The sequence below is a fragment of the Intrasporangium sp. genome (genome assembly GCF_035280925.1).
GTDB lineage: Bacteria > Actinomycetota > Actinomycetes > Actinomycetales > Dermatophilaceae > Intrasporangium.
Map to the genome: position 1 here is coordinate 1 of NZ_DATEEY010000018.1, position 17,573 is coordinate 17,573.

The 17,573-nt window shown below is 70.1% G+C and carries 17 protein-coding genes; 4 read left to right on the plus strand and 13 right to left on the minus strand.

All coding sequences use genetic code 11. The features are described from left to right. Positions 1-851: MFS transporter (locus VJN29_RS20330; RefSeq protein WP_414654310.1), on the minus strand; the 851-nt coding region annotated here is incomplete at its 3' end. Between the two features lie 194 nt (positions 852-1,045). Here VJN29_RS20330 and VJN29_RS02175 point away from each other — a divergent pair. Further along, on the plus strand, positions 1,046-1,657 hold the full coding sequence (locus VJN29_RS02175; RefSeq protein WP_324141824.1) for a helix-turn-helix domain-containing protein: 612 nt from the start codon (positions 1,046-1,048) through the stop codon (positions 1,655-1,657). A gap of 3 nt (positions 1,658-1,660) precedes the next feature. Here the strand turns inward: VJN29_RS02175 and VJN29_RS02180 are convergent, their stop codons facing one another. The 11 genes from VJN29_RS02180 to VJN29_RS02230 form a co-directional block, all read right to left on the minus strand. Continuing rightward, the gene (locus VJN29_RS02180; protein ID WP_324141825.1) at positions 1,661-1,906 is read right to left on the minus strand and encodes a hypothetical protein; all 246 of its coding nucleotides are present in this window, start codon (positions 1,904-1,906) and stop codon (positions 1,661-1,663) included. Between the two features lie 56 nt (positions 1,907-1,962). Then, positions 1,963-3,207, minus strand: coding sequence for a Wadjet anti-phage system protein JetD domain-containing protein (locus VJN29_RS02185; protein ID WP_324141826.1), 1,245 nt, complete (start codon positions 3,205-3,207; stop codon positions 1,963-1,965). Continuing rightward, a complete protein-coding gene (locus tag VJN29_RS02190) occupies positions 3,204-6,575 on the minus strand; it encodes an ATP-binding protein (RefSeq protein ID WP_324141827.1) in 3,372 nt (1,123 codons plus the stop codon). The genes VJN29_RS02185 and VJN29_RS02190 overlap by 4 nt, the downstream gene beginning before the upstream one ends. Beyond that, positions 6,568-7,239, minus strand: coding sequence for a DUF4194 domain-containing protein (locus tag VJN29_RS02195; RefSeq protein WP_324141828.1), 672 nt, complete (start codon positions 7,237-7,239; stop codon positions 6,568-6,570). Before VJN29_RS02195 ends, VJN29_RS02190 begins: the two co-directional genes overlap by 8 nt. Continuing rightward, positions 7,236-8,690 carry a DUF3375 domain-containing protein gene (locus VJN29_RS02200; protein WP_324141830.1) on the minus strand — a complete coding sequence of 485 codons (1,455 nt, stop codon included), beginning with the start codon at positions 8,688-8,690 and terminating at the stop codon, positions 7,236-7,238. Before VJN29_RS02200 ends, VJN29_RS02195 begins: the two co-directional genes overlap by 4 nt. A 154-nt stretch (positions 8,691-8,844) precedes the next feature. Next, positions 8,845-9,435 (minus strand): DEAD/DEAH box helicase, encoded by a 591-nt coding sequence (locus VJN29_RS02205; RefSeq protein ID WP_324141832.1) that lies wholly within the window; start codon positions 9,433-9,435, stop codon positions 8,845-8,847. A 97-nt stretch (positions 9,436-9,532) separates the two neighbouring features. Then, entirely contained in the window at positions 9,533-10,195 is a 663-nt protein-coding gene (locus VJN29_RS02210) for a hypothetical protein (protein ID WP_324141834.1), read from the minus strand. Beyond that, entirely contained in the window at positions 10,192-11,142 is a 951-nt protein-coding gene (locus VJN29_RS02215) for a hypothetical protein (protein WP_324141836.1), read from the minus strand. The genes VJN29_RS02210 and VJN29_RS02215 overlap by 4 nt, the downstream gene beginning before the upstream one ends. Then, positions 11,139-12,029, minus strand: a complete 891-nt coding sequence (locus tag VJN29_RS02220; protein WP_324141838.1) for an ATP-binding cassette domain-containing protein — start codon at positions 12,027-12,029, stop codon at positions 11,139-11,141. The genes VJN29_RS02215 and VJN29_RS02220 overlap by 4 nt, the downstream gene beginning before the upstream one ends. Next, the gene (locus VJN29_RS02225) at positions 12,026-12,892 is read right to left on the minus strand and encodes a hypothetical protein (protein ID WP_324141840.1); all 867 of its coding nucleotides are present in this window, start codon (positions 12,890-12,892) and stop codon (positions 12,026-12,028) included. Before VJN29_RS02225 ends, VJN29_RS02220 begins: the two co-directional genes overlap by 4 nt. Continuing rightward, positions 12,889-13,446 (minus strand): RNA polymerase sigma factor, encoded by a 558-nt coding sequence (locus VJN29_RS02230; protein ID WP_324141842.1) that lies wholly within the window; start codon positions 13,444-13,446, stop codon positions 12,889-12,891. The genes VJN29_RS02225 and VJN29_RS02230 overlap by 4 nt, the downstream gene beginning before the upstream one ends. A gap of 209 nt (positions 13,447-13,655) precedes the next feature. Between VJN29_RS02230 and VJN29_RS02235 the strand changes: the two genes are divergently transcribed. The 3 genes from VJN29_RS02235 to VJN29_RS02245 are packed head-to-tail and all read left to right on the plus strand — an operon-like array spanning position 13,656 to position 16,709. Further along, complete coding sequence (locus VJN29_RS02235) at positions 13,656-14,312, plus strand: MBL fold metallo-hydrolase (protein ID WP_324141845.1); 657 nt, start codon at positions 13,656-13,658, stop codon at positions 14,310-14,312. Positions 14,313-14,355: 43 nt separating this feature from the next. Beyond that, on the plus strand, positions 14,356-15,162 hold the full coding sequence (locus VJN29_RS02240) for an ABC transporter ATP-binding protein (RefSeq protein ID WP_324141847.1): 807 nt from the start codon (positions 14,356-14,358) through the stop codon (positions 15,160-15,162). Then, on the plus strand, positions 15,138-16,709 hold the full coding sequence (locus tag VJN29_RS02245) for a hypothetical protein (RefSeq protein ID WP_324141849.1): 1,572 nt from the start codon (positions 15,138-15,140) through the stop codon (positions 16,707-16,709). The genes VJN29_RS02240 and VJN29_RS02245 overlap by 25 nt, the downstream gene beginning before the upstream one ends. A gap of 68 nt (positions 16,710-16,777) precedes the next feature. On the opposite strand, the gene ppgK is transcribed toward VJN29_RS02245, so the two are convergent. Then, entirely contained in the window at positions 16,778-17,539 is a 762-nt protein-coding gene (ppgK, locus tag VJN29_RS02250; RefSeq protein ID WP_324141851.1) for a polyphosphate--glucose phosphotransferase, read from the minus strand. Positions 17,540-17,573: the final 34 nt, after the last annotated feature.

A 17,573-nucleotide genomic window follows, 5' to 3' on the forward strand; every position in this document is an offset into this window, starting at 1 on the left:
AGAAACAGGTCGCGAGGAAGGCGAACATGCCGATGACCGTCGCGATCGCAACCACGGCGTAGGCGCGGTTGCCGAACACGTGCAGGTGCAGCAGTGGGGACTCGGTGCGCAGCTCGATGACGACGAAAGCGGCGAGCAGCAGCACTCCCGCCACCAGGGCGGCGACCACGATCGGCGTTCCGAAGCCCGACTCGGAGCCCTGGGTCGCGGCGTAGAGGACGGCGATGAGGCCGAGGGCCAGCGTCGCCTGACCGGGCAGGTCGACCTTGCGGGGCCGAGGAGTCGGTGGCCTTGGTGGTGATGAGTATCGATGCGATGGCAAGGACGATCACCACGACGTAGGCACGACGCCAGTAGCCACTCGCGGCGAAGGCACCACCCATGAGCGGTGAGATTGCCGCGCCGATGGACAGGAAGCCGGCCCACAGCGCGATCGCCTTGGCCCGGGCGTCGTTGTCCGGGGCGAGGGCGGCGATCATCGCGAGCGAGATGGGATAGAGGATGGCCGCCCCGAGCCCGGCCACGATCTGGCCCAGCCACATGACCTGTACCGTCGCCGCCACCGCGCAGATCAACGAGCCCACCACGGTGAGTGCCGCTCCGGCTTGCAGAAGCCGCTTTCGACCGAACAGGTCACCGATCACGCCGGTGGTCAGCTCGAAGACCACCATGGGGATGGCAAAGGCGGCGGTGATCCACGTCAGCTGCGCGCCGGTGGCCTGGAACTCCTGCTGGAACGTGCCGTTGAGAGCGCCCGGAAGCGAGTACGCGACTTGCGCCAACAACACGGCGAACGAGCCGGCCACGACCGTTGCCGTGTAGCCGCGCGTGCGCACGGGGACCTGGTTCATCGTTGAACTCCTGTGGATAGCGGGGTTGCGCGTGGTTTCAGGTCCTCACGACAGCGCGGCGCTGCGAGGCCGGCCACCTAGGCATGGAAAGTGACAGGTGCCTATACGTAATGTCAATGATTTGGACGATATGTAAGACAGTCGGTGAACCGAGCCAATCACGGCAGCGGCGGCCGGGCCCTACTGTTGGACCCGTGGTGAGCCTTCGTGAAGCGCAGAAGCAGATGACCCGCCGCCTGCTGCTCGATGCAGGTCTGGAGCTGTTCAGCAGCAGGGGGTATGCCGCCACGACCGTGGACGACATCGCGACTGCGGCCGGCACCACACGGGCGACCTTCTACGCGTACTTCCCCTCTCGGAGCGACCTGATGAGAGCGTTGATCGACGAGAAGCTGAACGAGCGTCTCCAGCGGATCCGGTCCGCCCACCGTGGGTCCACCGCCGAGGACCTCGTCGCAGCCGTCCGGGACGGACGAAGAGAAGCGATTCACGGCTGGCTCACCCAAACCGCCGACCGCTGGCCGTCGATCCACTCGATCATCCGGATCGGCCGGGATGCCGCCGCGGTCGACCCCGAGCTACGTGACCTCGTGGAACGCTGGCTCTCCGAGGCGACCGGAGACATCGAGGAGGGCCTCGACCAGGCGGACCGGTTCCAGCCACACCAGCGGCGATTCCGCGGCGTGCTCGCCATGTCGCAGCTCGACTACGTGGCGCAGCACTGGGGAGAGTCGGACTGGAAGCTCAGCCGCGAGCAGATGCTCGACGAGCTCACCGACAGCTGGTACGCCCTGCTGGGCTCCTGAGGGTTACGGCCCGATGACCTGCTGACCGATGGGTGGTTCGCTTGCCGGGTGCTCGACGAGCGCGAGGACGCGACTCGACATGAACCGTGCGGTGCGCACGGGAGTGCCACCTCTGGTGACCTCGGCAACCTCGACGACCCCCCGGCTCGTCGTGATCTCGACGCGACGCCCGTTGCGCGTCGCCTCGATCACGTAGATTCGCACCTCGCCCCCGGCGTCGATGACGACCTCAACCCGATCACCTCGCACGCGTTCACGCTAACGCGAGGTGAGCGGTTTCGCAGGTGCGGTCGACGAGGGGGTTTCTAGCGGACAGTCACCGGCGCAGTCCAGACAGCGCCGAGGGCGGCGACGATGCACGCGTAGCTGACACGCTCCTGCTCCAACCGGACCGACGTCCCTAGCTCGTTGTCGCGCAACACGCGGTGGGCCGCAGCCTCGTCCGGGGTGAGCCGCTGGAGGATCGCGCGCGACGGGGTCGGATCGGTTGTCCACTGGCTCTCATGGGCCCCCAGCGTGTCGAGGTCCATGAGCACGCTGCGCACGTGCGGCAGCTGGCCTCGCAACCGGTCCAGGATGACAAAGCCGTCGGTGTCGAGGTCTCCCCAGTAGATGACGTCGCGGTCGCGCAGCCATGGGATGCGTCCGAGCCGCAGCACGTCGAAGCCGGCCCCGAAGAAGGCCAGGGCACCGGGCACGAACGGCAGGGCGAGGAAGGTCACTTCGTTCTCCACGATGATGACGCGTCGAGCCGGCAGCTCGATCCCCGCCAGCTCGTCCACCCGGACCAGCGCATCGGTGATCGCACCGAAGAGGGGACTCCCGTCGAGCGACCGGACCCTCGTCATCGCCGGCTTGCCGCTGAAGCCGTACCGCCGCGCGAAGTCCTTTCCGGGCGAGCGCGATTCATCAGCGGCGCCCGGAATGACGGCGTCGAGCAGCTCGGCGAGGAGGGCCCGGTGGCTCTCAATGAACTTGGTGTCCACTCCGGGCACGTCGATCTGGCGGAGATATGCGGCTGACCCGACCCTCGAGCGCAGCCACAGGACCGTCGCAGTGACCTTTGGCCAGGCCGCCTGGTGGACGAGCGCGCGCAGTGGATGCTCGGCGACCCAGGCTGCGATCGCCGGGTGCGCAGACTCTGAAAGAGAATGCAGACCGGCAAGTGCCAGGACCTCCTGGGCGACACCAAGCAGCCGCCATACTTGCTCGGGCTCGTCGAACCACGCGGCGGCGGGCACCGCGTTGGCGCCGACGAGCCGTCCACCCACACTCCGCGTCTCGAGGCGGAAGGCGGGCGACCGCCCTGCGTCCGCTGCCTGATGGAGCCGCACCGCCCATTCCTGGACGGCGCCGAAATCGCTGGCCAGCTCTCGGGCGCTTGGTGTCCTGAGAGATATCCGGATCGGCTCCCAGGACTGGTTGCTGGCGACCGCGCGGAGCAGCTCGCCACGGTCCCACCGCCGCTGGAGGGCTGCCCGGATGTCGTCGGCCGTCGACCAGCGCCGGCTCGCCGACGTCGGCGAGCCAGGGCGGCGGGCGGCACTCATGACTGGCGCTCACCGGCCCGGATGAGCGCCGCCCCGGCGCGCTCCTGCTGGTACTGCTCGATCGTCAGGTTGTGCAGGCGGGACGAGCGGCCACCGGGGTTGTCGACGAAGCCGACCCGCCGCACGAAGGGCTCGATGGTGTGCACCTTCTGGAGCGGCGTCACGACGAGCAGCTGCAGGCCGAGCCGGGCGAAGAGCCGGAGGGCGAACCGAGTCGACTCGTCGGAGCCTCGGCCGAAGGCCTCGTCGATGACCGCGAACCGGAAGGTCCGGCCCGAGCCGCCCGGCGCATCGAGCCGGAACTGGTAGGCGAGCGACGCGGCGAGGATCGTGTAGGCCAGCTTCTCCTTCTGACCGCCGGACTTCCCGTCGGAGTCGGCATACGTCTCGTGCTCCTGGTCGGTCTCGCGCCACCGCTCCGACGCGTTGAAGACGAACCAGTTGCGCACGTCGGTGACGCGGGCGGTCCACTGCCGGTCGTGCTCGGCGAAGCCCTCGCGCCCCTTGAAACGGGCGATCAGCTCGCGGACCTGCTCGAACTTCTCTTCCGAGTACAGATCGTCGGCAGCACCGCCCAGGAGGGCCCCTTCAGTGCACGCCCGCAGCTGCGCCCGGAACTCCCGGACCTCGCTGAGCGGGGTGGACACGGCGTCGAGACGGATGAAGCGGTCGGTGTTGTAGTCGATGTCGCGCAGTGACGCGTTGATGACCCTGATCCGCTCGCTGATCTCCTTCGACTGCTGGTTGAGCCGAGTCTGGAAGCCGGCGATCTCGCGGATCGTGTTCTGGTTGAGATACCGCTTGAAGTCCGCCTCGAACCGCGGCAGGTCGTCCCGAGCCACCCGCTCGCGGAACTCGCGGAACTCTGCAGCGGCCTCAATGCTCGCGTCCATGTCGGTCGTCTCGGCCGGGTGGTCCCGGCGAAAGGCCTCCATCAGCCGGACCGTCTTGATTGATGCGTTGCGCAGCCGGTTGGAGAGTGAGTCACCCTGCGCCACCAGCTCTGCCCGCAGCTCGTCGACGAGGCCCTGGACGGCATCGACCCGCCGCACACCCCGGGACCGCATCGTCGCGGCGGCGCGGTCGATCGCCGGGCGATCCGCCTCCTCGACCCTAGCGAGCACCTCGGTGTTGCGCACCCGCTGCGCCTCGAGATCACCAAGCCGCCCCTCGAGTGCACCCAGGGCGCGCTCGTGCTTGCCGCGCTGCTCCTCGGCGGTCGCGAGCTCCGCCTCGACGACGGCCAGACGCGCCTCGATCTCGGCCAGCTCCCCCGAGGCCTCGACGAGCAGCGCCAGCCCGCGCTCGACCTCGTGGAGTGCCCGGGCTGACGCCCACCAGTCGAGGTCGCGCACGTCATCGACGAAGAGCACCGCCTTCAGGGCGTCGCGCCTTTGCTGGAGCTCGTTCTGCCGAGCCCTCGCCTGCCGGATCGCCTCGTCGACGTTGTTCAGCTCCTCCTGCACTCGGGTGCCGCGCTCGATGAGGGCGTCCTGCTTCGCCTTGTTGTCCCAGCCGAGGACGTAGGTGGAGCGGTCGTCGACGGCGCGGCGGTCGTCCTTCTCGTGTCGGCTGCCTGACTTCACCTGACCCCGCACGGTTACGGCTCGACTGACCCGCCTGAAGTCGTCGAGGCTCTCGACACACTCGTGCGCGGCTCGCGCCGCGAGCTCGGCCGCCAGCCAGGCGGCATACGGGCTCTCGCGCAGCTCGAGCTTCGCGGCCAGCGTTCCCGACGTGGGCGGCGCCGGCTGGTGGCGCTCGCTGACCCGGACGCGGTGGTAGACGAGGCGAGTCCCGAGGTGGTGGCTGTCGACCCAGCCGGCGACGCGCCCGTAGTCGGCGTCGTCAACGATGAGCGAGAGAGCGAAGCCGCGGAGCACGCGCTCGGCCGCCCCGCGCCAGCGGTCCTCGCCGGGGCGCACCTGCACCAGCTCGCCGACGAACGGGACCCGGTCGTCCGGGACGCCGGACTCCTCACAGAGCCGGTCACGCAGCCCGAGCAGCTCCCGGGGAATGCTCGACCGGCGCTCGCGCAGGCTGATCAGCTCGGCCCGGATTTCGTCGGACTCGCCGCGCAGGCCGTGTCGCTCGACGGCGTGCTCGGTCAGCAAGTCTCCGACGTCCTTGCTCTGGTCGTCGACGGCAGCCTGAGCGTCGAGGGCCTCCCGACGAACGCGGGTGAACTCGTCGGGGCCGGCGGCCTGCTCAAGTCCGGCGGCGGCGAGGTCGTCGCTCCAGACCCGGTGCCGCTTGGCTCGGGCTTCCCGCTCAGCCGTATGCCGCTCTCTCGCCTCCTCGAGGGCGCCGACCCGCCCGCCGGCGTGGCCGGCGCGGGCGTCGCGCAGCCCCTGCTGCTCGGCACGGAGCGTCTCGACATCGTGCTGGGCACGCGTGTGCGCGTCGCGCTCACCCGCGAGCTCCTCCTCGGCGCCGACCACCTCGTCGGCGAGCAGCTCGAGAGTGACGGTGGCGGCGGCATACCGCAAGGCCTGCTGAGCGGTGGTCGCCTCCGTCAGGGCGGTGCGGATCCGGTCGACTTCGTCGCAGCTGGCGACGATGGGGTCGAGGGCGGCGAGCTGCGTGCGGGCCTTGATGACCGCGTCGTGGGCGGCGGTGAGGTCCTCGAAGTGGCCGATCAGCTTGCGGACGTCCGCCGCGGCGTCGAAGGGCTCGAGCATGTGGGCCCGGACGAAGTCGGTGAGGTTGCCGACAGACTTCATCGAGACGGTCTGGTGGAACAGCTCCATCGCCTGGCTCGACGGGATGCCGAGGGCCCGTCGGAAGGCACGCTCGTAGTCCGGGAAGCTGTTGTGCGGCGTGATGCGGGCGCCCCTGAGCCGCTTCTTCAACGCCGTCACGTCGGTGCCGAAGTCGCTGAGGTCGCTGACGATGCCGAGCTCGCGGTCGGCGACGACGTAGAACCGGTTGGGCTGGCCGGCGTGGTCGTCGGGGATCCAGAAGACCTGGGCCAGGGTCACCGCCGATCCCAGCCGCTCGTTGCGGAAGACCGCGAGGATGGCCGAGTGCGACGTGTGGTCGCGGAGACCGACGGGCCGTGACACGCCGGTCGTCTCACTGCGTTCGGACTTCCAGTAGCCGAGGACGTAGGAGCGGAGGCTGCGCTCGCGTGTCTCGGCACCGGCCGCCTTGTTGTAGGAGATCCGGTGGGCCGGCAGGAGCAGGGTGGTGATGGCGTCGACGAGGGTGGACTTGCCTGAGCCGATGTCGCCGGTGAGCAGGGAGGTGTGGCCGTCGAGGTCGAATCGCCACACGGCCCGGTCGAAGGTGCCCCAGCCGAGGACCTCGACGTGGTCGAGGCGGTAGCCAGCGGCTCCGAGCTGCTCGTCGAGGGGTAGCTCATCCATGTGCGTGCTCCTCGTCGTCGGAGGCCCTCGTCTCGCGCTCATCGGCCTCGGCCGCGTCGGCCACCCCTGGCTCGAGGGTGGCGAGGTACTCGCGGAGACGCTCGTCGAACTCAGCGAGCCATTGCGCGTCGACGTAGGCCTTGAGGATGCGGCGGACCTCGTAGGTGCGCTCCTGCCCGGTGACCTTGCGGAGGAACCCGAGTGCCTCGACCTTGGTCATGAGCGTGTCGACCTCGGTGGTGAGGCGGACCTCGTTGGTGCTCTGCGGCAGGTGGACGCGCAGCAGGTCGGCGATCTGGTCGCGGGCGAGGATGAGCCGCGGGTCGCTGCTGCTCGCGTCGAACTCGGCGAGGCGCTTGCGCAGCAGGGCGAGCAGCAGGCTGACGCGGAAGGACAGCCGGTGGCGTGGGATGAGCCGTGGGATGTCGACGTCGTCGTGGTCCATCTGCCGCAGGTGGGCGTAGCCCTCGGCCTCGTCGATGACGAGTGCGAGCCCCATGACGGCCATGTGGTCCTTGACCCGGGCCTGGTGCCGGCGGAGAAGCGACCACATGGCCGGGTTGTCGGCCTGGTAGACGACGCCGCGCAGGAGCGGGATGACGACACGCGACAGGTCGAGCGCGTCGTCGGGGAGCCCCGCAGCGGCGGTGGCGAGAGTGGTCATGGCGGGTCCTTCAGGCGCGACTGGTCGTGTCGGACGTAGAGCAGCGTCGGGACGTCGGCCTCGCGCCGGGTCTCGTCGTCGGCAACCCACTCGACGTGCTGGCGCGCCTCGTCGTCGATGACGAGGTCGATGCCGTCCTCTGTCAGAGCAAAGTAGGCCATCAGCTCGGCAAGACCCTGCTCGGGAGGGTGCTCGTCGACGATGTCTCCGAGGCTGACTTGGGCTCGATGCCGCAGCGCCGCGCGGATCTGGCTGACCATGCGCTGGTGGTCGACGTGGTCGACGCTGAACAGGGCGGCGGTCTCGGCGGACTCGGCCGCCTCGGTCACCGTGCTGTCGATCCGTGGAGGCGCTTGCGGCACGTACAGCGGGCGCTCGAACGGCAGGGTGACCTGAGGGCGCGTCGCATCGAACTCCATCACGAGGTCGGGCCGGGCATCGCGCAATGCGACGGAGGCGCTCTCGATCCCCCGGAGCAGCTCGATGACGCGCCGGTTCTCGAGCCAGACCGTGTCGTCGAGGAAGCGGCGGAGCTGGTCGGAGAGGGTGCGCACGGTGGCCTGGGTGCGGTCGGCGGCGGTCAGCCAGTCGCGGTCGATGCGGCGCACGCGCTCGTCGGCGACGATCGACTCGAGCCGGTGCACCTCGTCGAGGAGATGCGCCAGCTCCTCCTGCTGCTCGGCGGACAGGAGGAAGTCGTAGAACGCCTGGAAGCTGCGGCCCTGGTCGGACTCGGAGATCGCGTTGCGGTCGCCGAGGAGCTGGTCGAGCAGCTCGCCCTTCGACCCATCCCAGCCCGCAATCGTCTCGCGCATCTGCCCGTCGAGCGCCCGGAACTTGACCTCGACCTCCCGAAAGTCCGAGAGCAGCTCGCGCGCCGTGCTCGCGAACTGCTGGTAGCGGTCACGCTGCGCGGTCGGGTCGAGCACATCGATCTCGCCTGACTCCGCCCGGGCGATCTCGTCGTCGAGCCGGGCCCGCTCGGCCCGCAGGTGCTCCAGCCGTCGCTCGGGGTCGGCGTCACTGCCCTGGACGATCTGCTGCAGCAGGCCGACGAGCGTGTGCAGCCGCGACTCGGTGCCGACGAAGGCCCGCTCCTGCAGGGTCGCGACCCAGGCCACCGCCTTCTCCAGCGCCGGCGTCGCGTCGACATGCGGTTCGTCACTGCCCTCGAGGTAGTAGAGGCGCAGCCAGCCAGACTCCGAGCTGGCCCAGTCGGTGACGTAGGCGGCAGCCGACCTCGGGTACGCGTCCTCGCCGAGCTGCTCCCGCAGCGCGTAGAGCTCGTCGTCGAGGCGGCTGGCCAGCTCGCGCTGGGTCAGGACCCGAACGTTGTCCTCAACGAAAGTGCGGCCGAGGAAGCCGATGATGAGCGGCGCGTTGGCAGCACGCAGCAGCCGCCACGCGGGATGCCGGTCGCGCAGCACGCTCAGCTCGTCGTGGGACAACACCCGAACCCCCTTCCGATCCATGGAGCATAGGTGAGCCCGCCGACACTCGAAGGAAGGTTTCGGCACCCCGCGAGCCCAGCGGCATACGCGATGTTCCGTATGCCGCTGAGCTCACTTGGGTGCCCAAGTCAGCCCCCGAGGGGTGGCTGGGCTGTCAGGTCGCCCCCAGCAGGCTCCGGATGTCGTCCGCTGCCAGCGGCGCCGCCATGAGCCCGCCGTCGTCGACGACTCGGGCAAAGAGCTCGCGCTTGCGTTCCTGCAGCTCGAGCACCTTCTCCTCGATCCTGCTCTCGCTCACCAGACGGTAGACCATGACGGTCTTGTCCTGGCCGATCCGATGGGCGCGGTCGATGGCGTGCGCCTCGACCGCCGGGTTCCACCATGGGTCAAGGACGAAGACGTAGTCGGCCTCGGTCAGGGTGAGGTTGGATCCGCCGGCCTTGAGGCTGATGACGAAAACCGGCGCACTGCCCTCGACGACGGCAGCGATCCGTTTGGGGCGGTCGCGGGCACGGTAGCCGGCCCCGTCGATGCGGAAGATGGCGTAGGAGGTCACTACGAGGTGGGCCGCGCCCGTCGCCTCGACGACGGTCGTGCCGCGGCGACGCCCGGTCTCGGTCAGTGCGACGACGCGCAGGCCGGGTGTGAACCGGGCGGCTTCGCGGACCCACGCCGAGGCCACGCTCGTCGGCGCGACCACGATGATGGGCGCATCGGGCTGAGGTGCCCTGAATCCGCGTCGCACGTCAGGGCATCAACCGTGTCCAGGTGCACGTCCTGTCGGGCGCCAGGATCGGTCCTTCCGATGGCGTGCACAGCTGCGTTGGCGCCGGCCCGCCCCTTCAGAGGCGCGCCCGGTCGAGCGGGTCCCGGATCGCGCGGATGGCCGCCACGACACTGACGCTCCCCACGACCGCCCACACCGTCAGCGACCCTGCCCAGCGCTGGCCGGGCTCGGTGGGAAACAGCTCGACCCAGCGATCGAAGGGCCGGGCAAGCACGATGGCGAGGACGAACGCCACGAGGCCGCCGCTCACCGCATCACCCGGCTCTGGCGTCCGTCGACGCAGGACCGACGAGGCGGCGATGGCGACGAGGATGCAGCCCCCGAGCTGGACGACGACGCCGAGCCGCGTGCTTGTGCCGGATCGCAGCGCGAGCACACCCAGGGCGAGCGCGCCAAGCGCAAGGATGGCCACGGCGACCAGCAGGCGGGAACCGCTCCGGGCGCGCATCGGCATGGGCGTGGCGTCCACCGCCTCTGCCGCGGGCTCGTCCAACAGGTAGGCAGCGGCGCTCGCCAGGGCCGGGATGCTGACCTGCAGTGCGATGTCGCCGATGGGGGAGGTGACCCAGATTGAGGCAACGGCAACGAGGAGCAGGCCACCCACCGTGAACGTCACGACCGGCCGCCACGGCACCCCCAGTCGCGCCGCGGCCGGTCGTCCTCCGCCGACTCGGTTCCAACGGGGCGCGCGGTGCCCCGCCCCGTAGCTCCCGCTCATGGAGTGACACTCACGACGACGCTGTGGCCGTCGGGGTAGCTGCGCACCGTCTGGCTGATGCCACCCGTGGCGGCCAGCACGTAGACCACGGCCGACATCGCCAGGGCCATGGCGCCAATGCGCACGAGGCGGCGCCGGGCCCGCCCTTCGGCTCGCCAGAGCAAGGCGGCGATAGCGGCGAGCACACAGAGCGTGACGAGCCAGACGAGATGCCAGCCGGGAGAACCGTTGAAGCTGTCGACGTGCTCGTTGTTCTGCGACGAAGTGCTGAAGAAGGTGACCGGTGAGAACAAGCGTGTCCAGCGCTGCCAGGCCGGCATCGCGCCACCGGTGCTGAGCGCGGCGCCGTTGCCGAGCGTCCAGAGGGCCACGCTGACGACAAGCAGCACTGCGGCCCCTCGGAATCGCCACCACCGGCCTGCCGCGATGCCGAGCAGGGCGCCTCCCATCACCGCGACGACGGAGTTGGCCGCCAGGACCCAGGCAATGTCGAGATGCGAGAAGGGGCCGTACATCCACTCCGGTGTGTTGAGCGCTGCCGGTTTGACCCCGTACTTGAAGATCAGCCAGCCGGAGGCGACGAGCGCGGGAACCAGTGCCGCCAAGCAGAGGGCCGCGGTGCGCATGGTGGTCGTCGTGGGCGCCGACTCGACGAGCTCGTCGGCTCGACGGAACGAGCGGGTCTGGTGGTAGGTCGCGATCATCGTCCCGATTCCCAGGGTGAACGCCACTGCCGGCGCGCCGAGAGTCTCCGCGGTGGCCTGGTCCGCCTGGGCGTTGAGGGCCATCACTGAGACGAAGACGCCAAGACCCGTGGCTGCGAGGAACATCGGGTGTCGGGCCAGGCGCAGGCTCTCCAGCCGGGCCAACACCCCAAGGGTGCGTTTGCCGGCGTGGCCATCAGCGGAGTCGACGACAGCGCTGACTGTGCCTGGTGCGGTGCTCATGACGCCACCTCCGTCTCCACCGTTTCCTGAGCCCCGCCACGCAGCATCAGGTAGGCGTCCTCGAGGCTGGGTTCGACCTGCTCGGCACCGGGCGGGGCCTGAGGCCCGACGTTGCGATAGCGCCCCGAGGCCGTGCGCCATGCAGCCAGTGCGCCCCGCGACGGGGCGTCGGCCAACCAGACGTGCCCTTCGGCGAGCTTCACCAGCTCCGTCACGGTGCCGTCGAAGTTGACCCTGCCGGTGTCGAGCACGATGACCCGGCGGCACAGGGCAGCGACGTCCTCCGTCTGGTGGGTCGAGATCACCATCGTCGAGGTGGCGGCGATGTCGGCCAGCACGCCTCGCAGGGACATACGTTGCTCGGGGTCGAGCCCGGTCGTCGGCTCGTCGAGCACGAGCAGCTCGGGAGTGCCGATGAGCGCCTGCGCCAGTGCGACGCGCCGTCGTTGCCCCCCGGAGAGCCGGCTGATGCGCTTCGTCGCGACATCGCCTAGGCCGACGAGGTCGAGGACTCGGCGCACTTCGGGCGTCCGCGAATCCCGGTCGCTCCACTCCTTGAGGACCGCCATGTAGTTGACGAACGCAAAGGCGGAGAAGCCGCGGGGGAAGCCGAGCTCCTGTGGCTGGTAGCCGAGACGTCGCCGCACCTCGGTGCGCACATCCGGGTCCAGCGGGTCGCGGCCAAGGAGGCGCACCTCGCCGTCGTCCGGGCGCAGCACCGTTGCGATGACGCGCAGCATCGTGGTCTTGCCGGCTCCGTTCGGCCCGAGGAGCCCGGTGATCCCCGGCGTGAGCGCGAGGGTGACCTCGTCCAGGGCACGGGTGGCGCGATAGCGCTTCGTGACTCCCGTGAGGCTCACCGTGGGTCCAGCGTTGGAGGTGGTCATGACGAGATCCTTCCGATGGTGCCGAGGTGCCGTGCTCGCAGCACGAGGACGGCGGGACCGACGATGAGCATGAGCAGGTAGAGAACGAGAAGGGGTGGCGAGAGGACCTCGGCCACTTCGCCCAACCGACTGGCGACCCCCGTGCAGGCGATCCAGACGAAGGTGATCGCGATGGCCGGTCGCCACGGCCCGAACCACGTCGACAGCCCGAGGACGAGTGCGGTGAAGCCCAAGGCGGGCACCAGCCACAGCCATGACACGCTGTCGGGGAAGGCAAGCTGGCCCACCACGACGACGGGCAGGCCGGCGAGGAGCACTGCTGCTGCGCGGAGGAAGACGAGTCGCACCAAGGGGTAGGGTGCCGAGCTCTCCTGCTCGAGCGCCGGACCCGCCTCCGGACCGAAGGCGACCGCCACCCCGACGACGGGCACGAGTGGAGCGAACATCAGGAACATGCCCGCTCCGCCGTTGCGGCTCGCCAACGCCCCGCCGACCGCGAAGGCCAGGGAGAGCGCAACCGCACAAAGCCACGAGCCGCGCAGCGCCGGCGCCGCGGCAACGAGCATCGCGTCGCCGGATGGCAGACCCAGCCGCACGAGGAGCCGCTCGAAGGCGGAGGCGCGCGGGACCTCGATCTCGTCGCGGAGGTTCGACCACACGCTCTCGAGGTCGACGAGCGTGAGGCCGGCGGCGTCGGGAGTGAGCTGAGCGGCATACGGCATGTGGTTGGTCGCCACGGCCACCGCACGCTGACAGTAGGGGCAGCCAACGACGTGCTGCTCGACGGACATCGCGGTGATGCCGCTGGCCGTTCCGCCGACCCACGCGGTCAGGTCGTCGGGGCGGACGTGGGGGGCGCTCATCGTGGGCCTCCTTCGACCAGGCTCGCCCGGAGATGAGCCTTGGCGCGGTGCACGCGCGTCTTGACCGTGCCGGCTGGGATGCCGAGCAGGGTGGCGGCCTCGCGGATCGTCAGGCCGTCCAGGACGGTGGCCTGGATCGCCGCCCTCAGATCCGGCGACAACGACGCCAAGGCTCCTCCGAGATCGCCGTACTCCACGCAGGCGAGCAGCTCGTCCTCGAGCGTGACCTCGGACGTGCGACCGCGCCTCAGAGGATCGGCCATGGGGACGACATCGCGGCGCAGGCGCAGCCGGCTGACGAGGCGACGGATCGCGATACCCCACATCCACGCGCCCACCTCGCCGGTGCCCCGGAAGCGCTCGGCCCCACGCCACACGGCGACGAAGGTGTCCTGCAGGACGTCCGCCACGACCTCCCGGTCGTTGCAGCGGCGTGCCAGGCGGACGGAGAGCCACGGCGCGTGACGGTCGTACAGCTTCCGCATCGCGCCGAGGTCGCCCCCGGCCAGGGCCTCGAGGAGGGCCCGGTCGTCGAGATCGACGGAGGGTGCCACATCCCTACTGTCGACCTGGGCGGGCCGATCGGTTCCCGCTTCGCGATATTGGGTGGGGGGCGCCTGTCGCTCACCGGCTCTGGCTGTCGTGCGCCCATGATGGTGGCCGTGAGGGTTGCGCTCATTGTCCTTGGCGTCGTGGTGGGCCATCTTGGGCCGTATGCCGTGGGAGCTCCTGCCACCTCGGACCGATGACCTAGGTTTGAGGCATGCGAGTGACTCATCTGGGACACGCCTGCCTGCTCGTCGAGATGGCCGACCGGCGCATCCTCGTCGACCCGGGCAACTTCTCCTCCGGCTTCGAGGACCTGGCCGACCTCGACGCGATCCTCGTCACCCACAACCACCCGGACCACTTCGACCCGGAGCCAGCCGCACGCCTCATCCGGGCGAACCCTCGGGCCGCCGTCCACACCGACCCGCTGACGGCGGAGAAGCTTGCCGCAGAAGGACTTCGGGCCGTGCCGACGAGGCGCGACGAGCAGGTCGCGATAGGCGATGTCATGGTCACCCCGGTGGGGGAGCTGCACGCCTTCAACCACGACCAGGTGCCGCAGATCCCCAACGTCGGGCTGGTCCTGCGCGCCGACGGTGAGCCGACCCTGTTCCACCCGGGCGATGCCTACGATGCCGAGCCGGGCGAGGTCGACGTCCTGGCCCACCCGCTCAACGCGCCGTGGTGCGCGAGCCGGGACTCGATCGGTTTCGTGGCGCGCATCGCGCCCAAGACCTTCGTCCCGATCCACGACGCGCTCCTGTCCGAGCGGGGCAGGCAGATGTACTGCACGCACATCGAGTCCTTCTCTGGGGTCGACGGCCTGACCCTGCGCGATCTGGCCGACGGCGAGTCCGGCGAGTTCCAGTGACCCGGGCACCGGGCACCAAGCACGTTCCACGACTCGGGGAGTAATGACAGAACACCTGGACCTGCCGGCGCCGCGCGGCGTGCCGGTCACCGGACCGGCCATCGCCATCCGTGGCCTCGGCAAACGCTTCGGCGACGTCATCGCCGTCAAGGGGATCGACCTCGACGTCCCGCGCGGATCGTTCTTCGGCCTCGTCGGCCCGAACGGCGCGGGCAAGACGACCACGCTGTCCATGGCGACCGGTTTGCTGCGGCCCGATGCCGGCCAGGTGTTCGTCCTCGGGCACGACGTGTGGGCCGACCCGGTTGCCGCCAAACAGCTGCTCGGCATCCTGCCCGACGGGCTGCGCGTCTTCGACCGGCTCACGGGGCTGCAGCTGATCGTCTACGCCGGCCTGCTGCACGGGCTGTCCCGCGAGGTGGCGACGGCCCGAGCCGACGAGCTGCTCCAGGCCCTCGGCCTGACCGAGGCCCAGGGCAAGCTCGTCGTCGACTACTCGGCGGGTATGACCAAGAAGATCACCCTCGCGACCGCCCTCGTCCACGCACCGCGTGTCCTCGTCCTCGACGAGCCGTTCGAGGCGGTGGACCCGGTCTCCGCGGCGACGATCCGCGGCATCCTCGCCGACTTCGTCGCCGCCGGCGGCACGGTCATCCTCTCGAGCCACGTCATGGACCTCGTCGAGCGGATCTGCACGCACGTCGCCGTGATCTCCGACGGCCTCGTCCTCGCGCAGGGCACGGTGGACGAGGTGCGGGCCGGCGGCAGCCTGGAGCAGCGCTTCGTCGACCTCGTCGGCGGGAGCATCGAGGTGGAGGGACTGGCGTGGTTGCGCACCTCGTCCGACTGAAGCTCGACCTGCTGCGCAACACCCTGCGCCGCAGCCGGGCCCAGGCCATCGGGATGATCCTCGGCGTCCTCTATGGCGCCTTCGTCGTCGTCGCGTTGGCCGTCGGTGTCGCCGTCCTCCGCGGTGAGCCCGACCTGGCGCGGCTCGTCGTGACGATCGGGGGCGCTGCCGGGATCGTGCTGTGGATCCTCCTGCCGATCTTCGCCTTCGGCTCCGACCCGACCCTCGACCCGAGCCGGTTCGCGACCTTCTCGATCCCGCCGCGGCAGCTGGCGGTCGGCCTCCTGCTGAGCGCCTTCGTCGGCCTGCCCGCCATCGCGTCGATGGTGCTCGGCGTCGGGGTCGTCATTGCGTCGTCGCAGACCGTGTCGTCGACCGTCACTGCCCTCGTGGCCGTGCCGATCGGCCTGCTCACCGCCATCGCCCTCAGCCGTTGGGTCTCCTCGCTGGCCACGGGCGCGGTCTCCAGCCGGCGGGGCAGGGACGTCACCGCCATCCTCGCAGTCTTCCTCCTGGCCGTCGTCGTCCCAGCAGCATCGCTCGCGGGCAGTGCGGCACGCGACTGGAGCGGCTTCGCCGAGACCGCGGCGTCCGTGCTGGGGTGGACGCCCCTCGGATGGGCCTGGGCGGCGGCGAGCGACGTCGCCACGGGCGAGCTGGCCATCGGTGCGCTGCGTCTCGGGCTGGCAGCTGCCGGCCTGGCTGTCGCGATCCGCCTGTGGGACAGGGCCGTGCGGCAACAGGTCGTGTCGCCGCGAGGTGTCGTCCGCCCCAGCTCACCGGGAGCGGCGACGGGCGACCTGGGCGTCTTCGGGCGCGTCCCGGACGACGCGACGTGGGCGGTTGCCGCTCGCACCCTGACCTATTTCGCCCGGGATCCTCGCTACCAGGTGTCGATGTTCCTCACGCCCTTCGCGCCGCTGGCCCTGCTCATCCCGTTCTACATGGGCGATGTCGCCTGGGTGCCGCTGCTCATGGGTCCGCTCGCTGCGTTCCTACTCGGCTGGAGCGAGCACAACTCCGTCTCCTACGAGTCGACGGCCTTCTGGATGCATGTCGCCTCGGGAGTCCGCGGCCGCTCGGACCGGCTCGGCCGGCTGCTGCCCAACCTGCTCATCGCCGTCCCTCTCGTCGGCGCCTACTCCCTCGTGGGCGCCTGGCTCGGGGGCCGGTGGGACCTGCTGCCCGCCATCGTCGGTCTGTCCGTCGCCCTGCTGGGAGCGGGCTATGCCATCTCGTCGATCATGAGCATCGCCCTGCCCTATCCCGTCCCCAAGCCGGGCGAGAGCCCGTTCCAGAGCCCGCCGGGGGCGGCCGGGATGACGATGCTGTCGCAGTCCGTCGCCGGCCTGGGCACCCTGGTGGTCGCGGCGCCGGTGCTCGGCCTCGGCCTCCTCGCGTGGAACGGCACCGACTGGGCGCCGTGGCTGGCTCTGCTGACCGGCCTCGCGGTCGGCGTGGGCGCCTTCTGGCTGGGACTGCGCCTCGGCGCGGCGCTCTACGAGCGGCGCGCCCCCGACCTGCTTCTCAGCCTGACGGTCGACTGAGCGCTCGCCCGCGAGCGAGCCCACCGGCATACGGGATCTGCCGTATGCCGCTGAGCTGGGACCGCGCGTCAGCTCGCCAGGTCGACGGCCCGGTGAGCGGCCCCGATGATCCCGGCCTTGTTGCGCAGCTCGGCGGGCACGATCGGCGCACGCAGCCGCAGCTTGGGCAGGAACTTGTCCGAGTCCCTCGAGACGCCGCCTCCAACGACGATGAGGTCGGGGGAGAAGAGCATCTCGATCGTCTCGTAGTAGCGCTGGAGCCGCTCGATCCACTCGTCCCAGGAGAGGCCCTCGCGGTCCTTGACCGAGGAGGCAGCCCGGTCTTCGGCGTCATGGCCGTCGATCTCGAGGTGGCCCAGCTCGGAGTTGGGGACGAGTCGGCCGTCGTGGATGAGCGCCGAGCCGATCCCGGTGCCCAACGTCGTGACGATGACCAGGCCGTGCTCGCCCTTGGCGGCGCCGTAGTGCAGCTCCGCGATCCCGGCGGCGTCGGCGTCGTTGAGGACGGTGACCGAGCGGCCGGTGTGCTCCTTGATGAGGGCCTCGGCGTCGGTGTTGATCCAGGACGGGTCGATGTTGGCCGCGGACAGGACGGTGCCGCGGATGACCACGGCGGGCACCGTCACCCCGATCGGAGAGCCTCCCGTCGCCTTCTCGAACTCGTCGACGATCTGGTCGACGACGTGGGCAACGGCCTCTGGCGTCGCGGGCTGCGGCGTGGCGATCTTGAGCCTGCTCTGCGCGAACTCGCCCTTGTCCAGGTCGACCGGGGCGCCCTTGATGCCGCTGCCGCCGATGTCGATGCCGAGCGGGTAGCCCTTCTTCGCCATGTCTGTCAGTTCCTCCGCAGAGTTTGGTGAGGGT